Origin of the sequence: Natrinema salaciae, assembly GCF_900110865.1 — an archaeon.
Lineage (GTDB): Archaea > Halobacteriota > Halobacteria > Halobacteriales > Natrialbaceae > Natrinema > Natrinema salaciae.
Genome location: NZ_FOFD01000006.1, coordinates 242,781 through 256,221 on the forward strand (window position 1 = coordinate 242,781; position 13,441 = coordinate 256,221).

Here is a 13,441-nt window from a genome sequence, read left to right on the forward strand (position 1 = left end):
GTGTTCAATGTTAGCTGTCCACAACCGAAAAACCACTGGTGGCTCGTGCCACGGGCGTTCGATCGACGGGTGAAATCGACGACGGATCTGTCGGTTTCACCGAACCGTCGGCGAACCGACCGGTTCACCGAGCGTGGAGACGAGCAGTCCCTGCGCCAATCGATCGTCCCACCGGCCGGTCCACGACTCCTATCCGAGCTGCCAGTTCGTACGAGCGGTCGCCGAGCGGACGGCACAGTTCTATCGAAAGGACGCGAAGGCGTTTATTTATCAACTGTGATGACCGAACCGGAGGTGGTGTGGCCCCGCTGCGGCGACGTCGGTCGTGCCGGCGGCCACCTCGAGGCCGTCCGCGTCGAAAGCGCAGCCTATTCGTCTCCCCGGAACCGACTGCGCCTCGTGATCGCGATCCTCGAGAGCCGCGCCGACCGCGCCTCGGAGCACATCTGTGACCGCCTCCGCGAGCGCGCCGACTGGACGGAGCGAACCGACGACGTCCGTCCGGCCGCCGACGGCGGCGGGACGTACTACCGGACCGAGGGTGCCGAACTACGCTCGTTCGACGACCTCCACATCGAACTCGAGCGACCCGCCGACGCGTTCGACGGCGACCCCGACCTGCTCGTCTTCGCCTCGCGCCACTCCGGCGACACCGGGGCGCTCCTGACGGGCCACTTCACGGGCAACTTCGGCGCCGCCGAGTTCGGGGGCGAACCCGACGCGCTGGCCGAGGCCGCACCCGACGCCCTGGCCCGCCTGCTCGCGGCCTTCGACGAGTACGCGCCCGAGGGCTACGAGGTCGGCATGGAGGGGACCCACCACGGCCCGACCGACGTCGGCTGCCCGTCGCTGTTCGCCGAACTCGGCAGCGGGGACGAGCAGTGGGACGACCCCGCCGGGGCCGACGCCGTCGCCCGCGCCATCCTCGACCTTCGCGGCGTCGACCCCCACCGCGACAGACAGGTCGTCGGCTTCGGCGGCAACCACTACGCCCCCCGGTTCGAACGGATCGTCCGCGAGACCGGGTGGGCGGTCGGCCACGTCGCACCCGACTGGGCGCTCGAGGCGATGGGCCACCCGACGGCCCACCGCGCGGTTCTCGAGCGCGCGTTCGAGGCCAGCGAGGCGGAAATCGCGCTGCTCGACGGCGAGTGGCCGGTGCTCGAAGAGACGCTCACGGACCTCGACTGCCGGATCGTGAGCGAGACCTGGCTGCGCGAGGTCGACGAGCGGCCGCTCGAGCTGGTCGACGCGGTCGAGTCGGCCCTCGGAACCGTCGACGACGGGATTCGGTTCGGCGATCGGCTCGCGGCGTCGGTCGCCGTCGTCGAGTTGCCGGCCGAACTCGTGGGGACCGCCCAGGGGATCGATCCGGATCGGGTGCGGTCGATCGTCGAGGAACACACCGTGGCCTTCGCGACCGAAAACGGCGGCAGCAGGGTGGGTTCGCGGGCGGCGATTCCCGTCGCCGACGACGACGTGGTCGAGAGCGAGACGACCGAGCGCGGAATCGGCTCGAGTGAGTCGCGGACGGCGATCGTCGAGGCGCTGGCGGACGTGCTCGAATCGAAGTACGAGACGGTACGGGTCGACGACGACGCCGTCGTCGCCGAAGAGACGGCCTTCGACCCCGCGCTCGCACGACAGATCGGCGTTCCCGAGGGGCCGAAGTTCGGCACGCTCGCCGACGGCGACCCGGTCACCGTCGACGGGGAAACGGTCAGTCCCGAGAGGGTTCGGACCGAGCGGACGCGTCGGTTCCCGATCTGATCGGATTGCCGATCGACAGTAATTAGATATTACTCGGCCCCATCCTGCGAATCCGACGTATATTCCTCCATACACATAAGAATCTATTAACGTGTCAGACAGGCGGCTGACGTGTAGGGGAAAGGTAATTATGCTCCATCTTATAGACAATGCCAAGAATGGACTCCATAATCGACGACGCAATCGACGAGGCCGAAGACGGGGAGGCCGTGGTCCCCGACGACGCCGCGCCACGGGGCGGGCGGTCCTCCAGCGGCAACGGATCGGGCGGCCGGCAGACGGGGACGATGACCGACGACGAACTGGAAGACGTCCTGCAGGACCTCCAGACCGACATCACGGTCGTCGGCTGCGGCGGCGCCGGCGGAAACACGATCAACCGGATGCACGAGGAGGGGATTCACGGCGCGAAGCTCGTCGCCGCCAACACCGACGTCCAGCACCTCGTCGAGATCGACGCCGACACCAAGATCCTCATGGGCGAGGAGAAGACCGGCGGGCGCGGGGCCGGTTCGCTCCCGCAGGTCGGCGAGGAAGCCGCCCTCGAGAGCCAACAGGACATCTACGACGCCATCGACGGCTCCGACATGGTCTTCGTCACGGCCGGGCTCGGCGGCGGCACCGGGACCGGTTCCGCTCCCGTCGTCGCCAAGGCCGCCCGCGAGGCCGGCGCGCTGACGATTTCGATCGTCACGACGCCGTTCACCGCGGAGGGCGAGGTCCGCCGGACCAACGCGGAGGCTGGCCTCGAGCGCCTGCGCGACGTCTCCGACACCGTCATCGTCGTCCCCAACGACCGCCTGCTCGATTCGGTGGGCAAGCTGCCCGTCCGGCAGGCGTTCAAGGTCAGCGACGAGGTGCTGATGCGGAGCGTCAAGGGGATCACGGAACTCATCACGAAGCCCGGTCTCGTCAACCTGGACTTCGCCGACGTCCGCACCGTCATGGAGCGGGGCGGCGTCGCCATGATCGGCCTCGGCGAAGCCGACTCCGAAGCCAAAGCCGAGGACTCGGTCAAGACGGCACTCCGCTCGCCGCTGCTGGACGTCGACATCTCCGGTGCGAGCTCCGCGCTCGTCAACGTCACCGGCGGCAACGACATGGCCATCGAGGAGGCCGAAGGCGTCGTCGAGGAGATCTACGACCGGATTGACCCCGACGCTCGCATCATCTGGGGGACCTCGATCGACGAGAGTCTCGAGGGCAGCATGCGGACGATGATCGTCGTCACGGGCGTCCAGTCGCCCCAGATCTACGGCCGGCCCGACGGCGAGGCAACCGTCCAGCCCGAACCCACACAGGGCGAGGACATCGACTTCGTCGAGTGAGCCGACGGACCGACGTACCCGATCCGCGGTCACGCGGCTCCGGTCGCCGGGCGCTCCCGGCTCTTACGCGTCCGCGGCTCGTCGGTTCCGGCGGCACCGGCGTCGACAGTCCATTCTTCATCGCCGAGGCCCGTCGGAACGGGACGTAGCGGTCGCTCTCGTCGAGGGGACTCGCTCGAGCGAGATCGTCCCGTCCGCGCTTCGGGGGCCGTTCACGGCGTGAATTTTCCTCACGGAGTGAGTACAAGGCGGTCTCCGCCCAACGGCTACTGGATGCATTCACGTGCGACGAGGCGGCCCTCGAGACGGCGGCTGCTCTGTGCGATCGGGCTCGCATCGATCGGATCACTGAGCGGTTGCGTCGGCGATACCACGACCGGCGAGCCGGCCGCCGACCGCGGAGACGGTGCCCGTGATGGTGACGGTAACACAGATACCGCCGACGCGATCTGGAACCCGTTCGAGTTCGACCGGCCGGTCACGTACACGTACGAGATCTACTCGACCGACGACGGGTCGGGGACGCTCGTCTGGGACGTGACGGACGTGACCGACGACGGCGCGACGGTCGCCCTGCAGTACGATACCGCGGAAACGCAGTTCGAAACGACGGTGACCGGGTCGAAAGACGATCTGCAGGGGCAGTTGCTCATGACGCCAGCAGGCCCGTTCATCGTCGCGACGATCTTTTCGCCGACGATGGCCCGGTACGAGGGGCAGACCCTCACGGTCGGGAACGAATGGTCGTACTCGTCACCGGACGGATCGATGCGGTTCGCGATCACGGAGCGGGACACGATCGCAGGCGTCGACTGTTACGCGTCCGTGACCGAAGTCGACGGATCGACAGTCCACGAAGGCTGCTTTTCGCCCGAACTCGAGCTGGCACCGTACACCGTCTACTACGACGACGACGGCACGCGCTCGGTCGAGATGCGGCTCGTCTCGATCGAGGAGTGAGCCGGCGGGACGATCGACGCGACCGGTCAGACGATCCGGTCGGCAGTCGACCGATACTGTTCGAACAGCTGTTCGCCCCACGCGTACGCGTCGGGGTCGCCCGTGTCGACGAAGACCGAGAGGATTCCGACCGACGGATCGTACCCGCCGACCCCGACCCGATCGTCGAACAGCGCCAGCCCGAACGGGAGGTCGTCGCGGGCCCAGAGCCGGAGGTTGTCGCGCTCGAAGGCCTCCGCGGTCAGGTCGTCGTACTCCGATACGAGACGGTCGATCACCGGCGGCTCGAAGACGATTTCCACCGACATGCCCTCGAGGATACGGTCGTGAACGTCGTCGACGTAGGTGGGTGCGACAGACGTCGTGTCGCACCCGCGGAGCGAATCGGTGTCCGCGAGAAGGTCGATAAATCGGTTCAACGGCTGGTAGGGGTCGTGCTGGTCGACCACCGTGACGGTCGCGTCGGCGAACCAGTCGGCGTCGGCGGGAGCTGGTAGCGTGGACGCCGAGAGCAAATCGTACAGCGGTGCCAGCCGCCGCGTCTCGACGACGGCGGACCGGTAGGCGTCTACCGCCTGCCCCAACCGTTTCCCCACTGGCGTCAACGCGTATCCGCCGTCCGTCCGCGTGATCCAGGCGTTCTCACGAAACGACGCGATGATCCGGTGTGCCGTCGCCGGCGATACCTCGATCGCCGCGGCCAGTTCGGGTTTCTCGAGCGCGTCGTCGGCCAGGACCTCGAAAACTCCGTGACGCCGGACCAGTTCCAGGAGGTCGTCTTCGAGTTCGCTCCCGGACCGGTCAGCGTTCATTGCACCCTCATGGTATGTTCCAGCCAAAAACCTTTTCATGAGTTGAATTCCGTGCAGCGGATGAGTATAGATACGGTTGCTTCGATGTTCCGCCATGCAACGACGGTTTGGGGTGGGAATCGGTGTACTGGGCGCGTTACTCGTCGTCCTGATCGGAGCCGTGGGAGGCGTCTCGGCGGCAGACTCGTGTGCGGAGATTTCGGGGCCGGCCGTGATCGATCAATCCGGCTGTTACGTGATCAACGAGAGCGCCGCGGACAGTTCGGCCGATGTCCACGTCGAAATTCGATCGAGCAACGTGATTCTCGAGGGGGCGGGCCACACGATCGACGGGAGTGACGGCTCCGGTACGATTGGCGTGTACGTCAACGGCTCGGCCGCCGCACGTCTGCGCAACGTCACGGTGAGGAACCTCACCGTGACCGACTGGGAGACTGGTCTCTACTACGACGCCAGCGACGACGGTGCCGTCGTGAACGTGACTGCGATTTCGAACACAGAGTACGGCCTCCACTTCGATGGCGTCACCACCGTCGCCGTGGAGGAGGCCACGACCGACGGTCAGTCCGGACTATACGACGCCGGGACCCGGATCGATGGCGGGTCCGGGGTCGAGGTGTCCGGCCTCGAAAGTACGAACGACGACTACGGCATCTACATCTACCAGGGTTCCGGTCACACGATTCGGGACAGCACGTTCACCGGCGACGCGGGCGTGATCGTGATCGACGCCCAGCAGGTCACCGTCCGTGACAGTTTCTTCGAGGAGACGGCCCCGTCCGTCGACATCGACGACAGCGGCGACGTTCTCGTCGACAACAACACCGTCGTCGACGGCTCGCTCGGCGTCCTCTCCGGGTCGAACGGGCCGATGAACCGGATCACGAACAACGAGATCGACGAGAGCTCCCGGTACGCCACCGGCGCGGACTGTTACGGGATGTCGATCGACGGTGCCGCTGACGACCTCGTCGCCAACAACACCTGGACGCAGTGCAACTCGGGGGTCCACATCGACGACTCCGAACGGATCGAGTTCGGGAACAACACGATCACCGGAACCGACGGCGGGAACTCGGACTACGGGCTCTGGGTGAGCGGCGGTGCCGACAACGAAATCATCGACAACGAGATCGAAGGAAACGGCGTCTACCCCCGACGGGCCGGGATTCTCCTCGGAACCCACAAGGCCACCCTCTCGGGGAATACCCTGGCGGGGAACGGATTCAACCTCGAGATCGGCACCGGTGGGAACTGGAGTAGCATCTCGCACACCATCGACGCGACCAACACTGTCGAGGGACGCCCCGTCGCCTACCACGTCAACGAAACCGACGTGACGGTCGACCCCAACGCAGGGTGGGTCGGCCTCGTCGGCACCCAGAACGCGGTCATCGACGACGTGGCCTTCGCCCAGAACAATCGCCGGGACGTCATGATGCGGTACGCCGACGACACGGTGATCCGGAACGTCGATGCGACGCCCAGCTGGGTTGCGGTCTCTACCCGAGACGGCAGCGACCGCACCCGGATCGCGGACAGTCGCTTCGACGGCGGAGAGGGACTGTCGCTTCGCGAGGGGACGGGTGCGACGGTCGTGAACACTACCGTCACGAACTCGGACGGCCACGGCTTCCTCCTCAGCGAGGCCCCGGATACGACCTTCGAGAACGTCACGGTCACGGGGAACGACTGGTACGGCATCCGCGTCCGGAACGGCGAGTTCGGAACTGTGCGTGTCACCGTCGCGAACTCGAGGATCGCGGACAACAACTGGGGCGGCATCGACCTCTATCGGGCGGCACAGAGCGTCGTCCGCGACAGCGTCGTCCGGAACAACGACGGTCCCGGTCTCCGCGCCCAGCGGTACTTCGATGACGCCGTGATCGCGGGCAACGAGATTACGGGCAACAACGGCGACGGCGTGACGATCGACAACGAGGCGGAAGACACGCTCATCGTCGACAACACCATCACGGATAACGCCCAGAACGGCATCGAACTGGGCTGGAACGGATTCAACGGGACGATTCACGGGAACGTGCTCACGGGCAACGACGTCGGTATCGACCTGCCCGATCCGTACGACAACCTCTCCGTGTCCGACAACCACTTCGACAACACCCGGAACGTCGTCTTCGACGATCCGGCGGGCGTGACGAACGCCACCTGGAACGCGTCCGCCACCGCGGGGACGAACGTCGTCGGCGGCGCCACGATCGGCGGGAACTACTGGGCGAACCAGAGCGGCACCGGCTTCAGCGAGACGTGTACCGACCGCGGTGACGGTATCTGTACCGCTGCGTACACGTTCGAGACCGGCCACGTCGATCAGTTGCCGCTGGTAGCACCGGATACCGGAACCGCACCGGCGTCCTTCGACGTCGTCATCGAGTCGTCCAACAGCCCCGTCGCAGCCACCGAAACGCTCGCGGTGAACGCGACGATCGAGAACGTCGGCGACGTGAGCGCCACCCAGTCGATCACGCTCGATCTCGACGGCGTCGACGTCGACGACCGGAGCGTCACGCTCGAGGGCGGTAACTCGACGACGATCTCACTCAGTTACGTGACCGGGGACGCCGACGTGGGCCAGCATATCGCAAACGTCTCCTCGGCGAACGTCACCGACTCCGTGCTCGTCGAGGTGCAGAACGCGGATGATGGCGACAGCACGAGCGACGTGACCGTCAATTCGATCACCGTAGCCAACGGAACTGTTCCCCACACGACCCCCTTTGTTGAGGCGTGGCTCGACGATCAGTCGATGCTTCAGCTCAACCTCCGATCGTCGGAACACGGCGGGTACGACCTCGAGAACAACGGCGTCGACCGCACTACCGAGTTCGAGATCGACCTCACCGTCGAGAACGTTGAACCGCGTCTCCTGCTCGGCGCGGGGAACGTGACGAGCTGGGAGCGAACCCCGAACGGGACGACCGCGAACGCGACCGATCTCGTTATTCGGGTGCGTCCGGTGGAAACACAAGCGATCTGGGAGTGTGACGGCAACGGAACCTGCACCACGCCCGACCTCGACGACTGGCCCGACGGCGGCAGCGACACCGCCACGGACCGGACCAACGTGACGGTCTCGATGGCCGTCGACGATCTGCACGCGTATCCGACCGGCCAGCGCGCGCTGCTCGACGGGGCGATCGTCACGACGGACGCACAGCTGTTCGGCGATCCGGTCTACACCCAGGCCGCCGGTGACCAGCCGGCGACGCTGTCGCTGCGCGTCGGCGGTCCACACTACACGGTCGATGGCGCGGTCAACACCGGCTACTACGAGACGTTCCTCCCCGACGCGCTGCTGTCGGCGTGGAACGTGACCGAGCCGGATCAGCTCACCGCCGCCTATCAGGGAACGCAGTCGACGCTCGATGCCCGGACCGCCGCCGGCGGAATGCTGGTCTCCCTCGACGTGCACTACTCGGCCGGCACCGTCGAAATTTCGGCCTCGACGACCGACGACAGCTCCGACGACGGAAGCGACGGCGGCGACGGGAACGACGGGAACGACGGCGGCTCGAGCGGCGGTGGGAGTAACTCGAGCCCGCCAGCGGACGACGGAGACGGTGATGACGGGGACGACGCCGCCGACGAAATGAACGACGGTGAAGCTGACGACACCGAGGACGGATCGAACGGTGGCGATAGCGATGATGCCGACGGCTCGGACGACGGTACCGAGGGTGAAGACGGCGATGGGACGACCGGCGACGACGCTGACGGTGACACGGACGAGGCGAACGAAACGGACGACACGAACGACGAAACCGTTCCCGAGGACGACAGCGACGGAACCCCCGGCTTCGGGGCACCGGTCGGAATGGTCGCGCTGCTGATCGCACTCGCGGCTCGCGTGCGAGCGCGATAACGCGTCGCGGTCTCGTTCCGCCTCGATCGACCGGACGACGTGCCCGCGCTCTCTTCGGGTCGTTTGACGGCCGCTCGATCCACCGAACGTCCCCTGGGGTCCGATCCGCTCCCGCTCAACAGATCGGCTTCGGATCGATGCCGAGGTCGTCCAGCGAGTCCGCGTACGCGTCGTACGCGATGTCGATCACGTCTTCGGCGACCCCCCGTGCACGGTCCCACTCGTCGCTCTCCGTACAGATCTCCTCGAGCAACTCGGCCGCTCGGTCGCCCTGCGCGGCCGTTTCGGTCCGGAGCTCTCGGAAGGCGTCGGCGCGGCGCTCGTCGCCTTCGTTGACGAAGAAGTTTATCAGTTGCAGGTGTGTTCGGTCGGCGACCAGCGCTCGACCCACGATTCCGCCCAAGCGAGCCGTCGTCGACTCGAGCGATCGAAGCTCCGCGTGCATCGGATCGGGCTCCTCGGCGTCGAACGCCGGCTCGCCCTCGAGCATGGCCGTAATCCGGTCGTAGTGTTCGCGTTCCTGATCGCGATACTCGCCGAAGAGCTGGCGAGCGCCGTCGTGTTCCTCGTCGTCGGCCCACGTCTCGAGGGTCTCCATCGCGGCCCGCTCGCTCGCCGCGGCGGTCCGGAGGACCGTCTCCTCCGTCAGGTCGGCGTCGGTGAGCGCGACGAGGAGCTTCGACGAGCCGAGACGTTCGAGTTCGACGGTCATCGATTCATCGATCGAGTCGCGGAACGCAGCGGCGTCCATACCGGAACGACACCACAGTGCGTGTTGAACGTTGGTGCTAGTCCGCCCGCGACTTTAACCGCCGAGAACGCGTAGCCACCGATATGACAGATCGGAGCGGTGCCGACGATCTACCGGCCGACGACACCCCCTCGATCGCCCCCGACGCGCTGGCCGAACGACTGCGCTCCGGCGACGAGCTGTCCGTCCTGGACGTCCGCGACCGCGACGAGTTCGACCGCTGGCACCTCACCGGCGACGAGGTCGACGCCGTGCAGATTCCACACACGAAGTTCATCCAGGCGCAGGCCACTGGCGGCGTCACCGACCTCGTGGCGGACCTCGAGGAACCGATCCTCGCGGTCTGTGGCCGCGGGGAAGCGAGCGCACACGCCGTCGGCCTCCTCCAGGAGGCGGGTGTCGAGGCGTACAACCTCGCCGGCGGGATGGACGCGTGGGCCGAACTGTACACGGTCCGGGAACTCGAGGTCGACGCTCCTGCCACCGTCCTCCAGTACGATCGCCCGTCCAGCGGCTGTCTCGCCTACGCGATCCACAGCGGCGGAGAGGCGGCGGTGATCGATCCGCTTCGAGCGTTCGCCGACCGGTACGCCGCGGACACCGCGGACGCCGCGGAACTGAAATACGCCATCGATACGCACGTCCACGCCGACCACGTCAGCGGCGTCCGCACGCTCGCGGACCGGACCGCCGCCACGGCGGTCGTCCCGGCCGGCGCGACGGATCGCGGGCTCGCGTTCGACGCCACCACACTCGAGGGCGGCGACGAACTCCGCGTCGGCGACGCGACGCTGAGCGTGCTGGCGACGCCAGGTCACACGACCGAATCGATCTCGCTTCGCCTCGAGGGCGGCGACTCGAACACCCTGTACACCGGCGACACACTGTTTCTCGAAGGCGTCGGCCGGCCGGATCTGGAACGCGGCGACGAGGGTGCAGCCGACGCTGCTCGACGCTTGTACGAGAGCATTCAGGATCGAATCCTCGCGCAGTCGGACGAGACGATGATCGCGCCGGGACACTACAGCGACGGTGCCAAACCGCGGGCCGACGGAACGTACGCGACGACACTCGCGACGCTCCGCACCCGGCTCGACGCGCTCTCGATGGACGAAGCCGAGTTCGTCGCCCACGCCACGAGCGACCTCCCGCCGCGACCGGCCAACCACGACCGCATCGTTGCAGCGAACCTCGGCCTCGAGGCGGTCGACGAGGAGACGGCGTTCGAACTCGAACTCGGCCCGAACAACTGCGCTGTCGCCGACTGACCGCCGTCAGTCGTCCGCGACCGCGCCGTCGGTTGCGCCGCCGGTGAGATCGCCTTCGATGCTCGGCGGGTACTTCCCGCGGTCGAGTTTCAGGTCCGACTGCGGTCGCGCCATGCAGGTCAGCGCGTAGGTTTCGGCCTCCTCCTCCGTCAGTCCGCGAGCGGCGGGCTGGGTGACCTCGCCCTCGACGATCTCGGCCGAACACGCCAGACACATCCCGACTCGGCAGGAGTACTCCTGTGCGATGCCCTCCTCGAGACACCGACTCAGGATCGTCTCCTTGTCGGTGCAGGTGATCGTCTCACCCGTCCCGACGAACTCGATGGTGTACTCCGTCATACGCCTCGGTACGGAAGACCTGCGTAAAACCTTTTATGTGTCACTACTGTCTGCTCCGACTGAAGAAATTCCGTGATCGGGTGCTCGTCTCGCAAGTGAGCTATCCCCTGCCTACTCGCCAGCGTTCGCTGGCTCCACGAGGCAGGGACTTCTCGCTTCCACGATGCGGCTTGCAGACACCGACTCGGCGTCCGCAGCGGCTGCAGTCTCCACGGGCGTCCCCTCGGAGTGAACCACCCCTAACCGCTCCAACCCACGACCGAGATCTAAATCTCTCGAACAAACGTTTCCGCGACCCACCAGTCCTGGTCCAGCTTGTGCCAGTCGACTTTGTACACGTTCGTTCCGTCGTCGGTGTTCGTTTCCTGTACGTATCCGGCCCAGGAGTGGTAGATCTTCTCCCAGTCACCGCTTCGATCGCCGTTTTCCCAGCCGGGAACCCAGTTGGCGTCTCCCCAGACCTGTACCTGATCGCCGACACCGATTCCGGAGTGCGACGCACTGGCGGAGCCGGCGGCAGCGACTGATCCAACACCGACCGCCAACGTGCCAGCAGTCGTTTTCAAGATATCACGTCGAGACCGCCCAGAGGTGTTTTCGGGCATTGCAATCGGTAATTACGTATAGAAATACTAAAATGTTTTCCCACGGTATCACTGCACGCCTCATCGCACGACTCCGTCGCGGTTCGTGAGTCACTCGTTTCAGTGGCTACTATCGCCGATCTCGCGTCTCAGACGCGGGGTTTCGGCGGCAGCCCGGAAACAGACGACCATAAAACGTTTTCTTATCGCGGTGTTCACAGTGTTGGTATGAGTACGCAGGAGCAGTCGGCTACCGCCGCGACCGCGACGACCCAGTCGCCGGATGCGGTCGTCGTCGGTGCCGGAACCGCAGGGTGCTACGCCGCAGCGACCATCGCCCGGGAGGGGTACGACGTCGTCGTCCTCGAGCGAAAGGACGAGGAGGAGGCGGGCCACATCGCCTGCGGCGACGCGCTGAAGGGTGCCGACGCCTTCCCCGAGGCGATCCCGAAGTCGAAGCTCGAGCCGGCCTTCACCAACACGGGCGTCGATCACGGTCGGTTCGAGATCCCCCAGGAGGACACCGTCCTCGAGATTCCGGTTCCCGGCGAGCTCGCCGTCATCGACCGCTGGGAGTACGGCCGGCGGATCATCGACGGCGCGGGTGACGCCGGCGTCGACTTCCACTACGATACCGTCGTCAAAAACGTCGTTCAGGCAGACGACGGCCGCGTCACGGGCGTCGAGACGGTTCGCAAGGGGGAGGCGATCGAGTACGAGGCCGACATCGTCATCGACGCCGCGGGCTCGCTGTCGGTGCTGCAGGACAACGTCGACTTCTCCGACTCGACGTTCGACACGAACGTCAACTACAGCCACTTCTGTTCGGCCTACCGCGAAATCGTCCACGTCGAGGAGCCCGTCGAGTGGTCGGACGCGCTCGTCTTCAAACCGACCGAGCGGGCCGCGGGCTACCTCTGGTACTTCCCGCGCACCGAGACGGAGATCAACGCCGGGCTGGGCTTCCAGATGACCGAGGAACCGATGCAGCTCGTCGACGACCTCAAGCGCGACCTCGAGAACCGCCCCGAGTTCGACGGCGCGGAGGTCGAGGACAAACTCGGTGCGGCGCTGCCGACCCGACGACCCTACGACTCCGCCGTGCATCCGGGATACATGGCCATCGGCGACGCCGCGGGCCACGTCAACCCCACGACCGGCGGCGGCATCGCCGGCGCAGCCTACGGCGGCAAGTACGCCGCCGAGCGGGCCATCGAGGCCCTCGAGACCGGCGACTACGGCGAGGACACGCTCTGGGAGTACAACGAGAAGGTGATGGATCACTTCGGCGCGCGCTACGCCGCGCTGGACGTCTACAACATCCTCTCGACGGCCGTCGACGTCGACGACCTGATGGGGCTGCTCGCCGCGATGCCCGGCGACAAGCTCGCCGAGGCGCTGTACTCGGGCAGTACGGACATCGGGCTCAAACTCAAACTCGAGGCGCTCCTCAAGAGCCGCGGTCACTGGGGGACCATCTGGAACCTCTACCGGACCAAGCGTCGCGCCGACGAGTTGCTCTCCCACTACGAGAACTATCCGACCAGTCCCGACGGCCTCGCGGGGTGGCAGGACCGGCGCGACGAACTGATGGAGCAGGTCTACGAGACGACCGGAGCGGACCCCAAATACTAAGCAACGAAATTGTACTCTGCGAGCGCGGCTTAGCCCCGCTCTCGGTAAAATTTCGGTCAACAGCACTCCTCCTTCCTCTCCGTTCACGTCGTTCACTCCGTGTCAGTCGTC

10 protein-coding genes and 1 pseudogene are annotated in these 13,441 nt (G+C 66.2%); 6 read left to right on the forward strand and 5 right to left on the reverse strand.

The features are described from left to right. The first annotated feature begins 399 nt into the window (after nucleotides 1–399). The 3 genes from BMX07_RS19600 (at nucleotide 400) to BMX07_RS19610 (ending at nucleotide 4,058) form a co-directional block, all read left to right on the forward strand. On the forward strand, nucleotides 400–1,770 hold the full coding sequence (locus BMX07_RS19600) for a D-aminoacyl-tRNA deacylase (protein ID WP_342708182.1): 1,371 nt from the start codon (nucleotides 400–402) through the stop codon (nucleotides 1,768–1,770). 158 nt (nucleotides 1,771–1,928) lie between these two features. After that, nucleotides 1,929–3,098, forward strand: a complete 1,170-nt coding sequence (gene ftsZ / locus BMX07_RS19605) for a cell division protein FtsZ (protein WP_090621265.1) — start codon at nucleotides 1,929–1,931, stop codon at nucleotides 3,096–3,098. 273 nt (nucleotides 3,099–3,371) lie between these two features. Beyond that, on the forward strand, nucleotides 3,372–4,058 hold the full coding sequence (locus tag BMX07_RS19610; RefSeq protein ID WP_090621267.1) for a hypothetical protein: 687 nt from the start codon (nucleotides 3,372–3,374) through the stop codon (nucleotides 4,056–4,058). Between the two features lie 26 nt (nucleotides 4,059–4,084). Here BMX07_RS19610 and BMX07_RS19615 read toward each other — a convergent pair whose 3' ends face one another. Further along, entirely contained in the window at nucleotides 4,085–4,870 is a 786-nt protein-coding gene (locus BMX07_RS19615) for a helix-turn-helix transcriptional regulator (RefSeq protein WP_090621269.1), read from the reverse strand. A gap of 94 nt (nucleotides 4,871–4,964) precedes the next feature. Between BMX07_RS19615 and BMX07_RS19620 the strand changes: the two genes are divergently transcribed. Continuing rightward, the gene (locus BMX07_RS19620; RefSeq protein ID WP_090621271.1) at nucleotides 4,965–8,753 is read left to right on the forward strand and encodes a right-handed parallel beta-helix repeat-containing protein; all 3,789 of its coding nucleotides are present in this window, start codon (nucleotides 4,965–4,967) and stop codon (nucleotides 8,751–8,753) included. 115 nt (nucleotides 8,754–8,868) lie between these two features. Here the strand turns inward: BMX07_RS19620 and BMX07_RS19625 are convergent, their stop codons facing one another. Further along, on the reverse strand, nucleotides 8,869–9,504 hold the full coding sequence (locus BMX07_RS19625) for a rubrerythrin family protein (RefSeq protein ID WP_090621274.1): 636 nt from the start codon (nucleotides 9,502–9,504) through the stop codon (nucleotides 8,869–8,871). An 83-nt stretch (nucleotides 9,505–9,587) separates the two neighbouring features. Between BMX07_RS19625 and BMX07_RS19630 the strand changes: the two genes are divergently transcribed. Continuing rightward, the gene (locus BMX07_RS19630; RefSeq protein WP_090621276.1) at nucleotides 9,588–10,772 is read left to right on the forward strand and encodes an MBL fold metallo-hydrolase; all 1,185 of its coding nucleotides are present in this window, start codon (nucleotides 9,588–9,590) and stop codon (nucleotides 10,770–10,772) included. Nucleotides 10,773–10,778: 6 nt separating this feature from the next. Here the strand turns inward: BMX07_RS19630 and BMX07_RS19635 are convergent, their stop codons facing one another. The 3 genes and pseudogenes from BMX07_RS19635 to BMX07_RS19640 form a co-directional block, all read right to left on the reverse strand. After that, complete coding sequence (locus tag BMX07_RS19635) at nucleotides 10,779–11,111, reverse strand: 2Fe-2S iron-sulfur cluster-binding protein (RefSeq protein ID WP_090621278.1); 333 nt, start codon at nucleotides 11,109–11,111, stop codon at nucleotides 10,779–10,781. A 111-nt stretch (nucleotides 11,112–11,222) separates the two neighbouring features. Then, nucleotides 11,223–11,369: pseudogene (locus BMX07_RS25305) on the reverse strand (RNA-guided endonuclease TnpB family protein); the annotation flags it as partial. 8 nt (nucleotides 11,370–11,377) lie between these two features. Continuing rightward, nucleotides 11,378–11,677: a hypothetical protein gene (locus BMX07_RS19640; RefSeq protein WP_245742175.1), complete on the reverse strand. Its 300-nt coding sequence runs from the start codon at nucleotides 11,675–11,677 to the stop codon at nucleotides 11,378–11,380. 246 nt (nucleotides 11,678–11,923) lie between these two features. On the opposite strand from BMX07_RS19640, the gene BMX07_RS19645 reads away from it, so the two are divergent. Next, nucleotides 11,924–13,330: a geranylgeranyl reductase family protein gene (locus BMX07_RS19645; RefSeq protein WP_090621282.1), complete on the forward strand. Its 1,407-nt coding sequence runs from the start codon at nucleotides 11,924–11,926 to the stop codon at nucleotides 13,328–13,330. The last annotated feature ends 111 nt before the right edge of the window (nucleotides 13,331–13,441 follow it).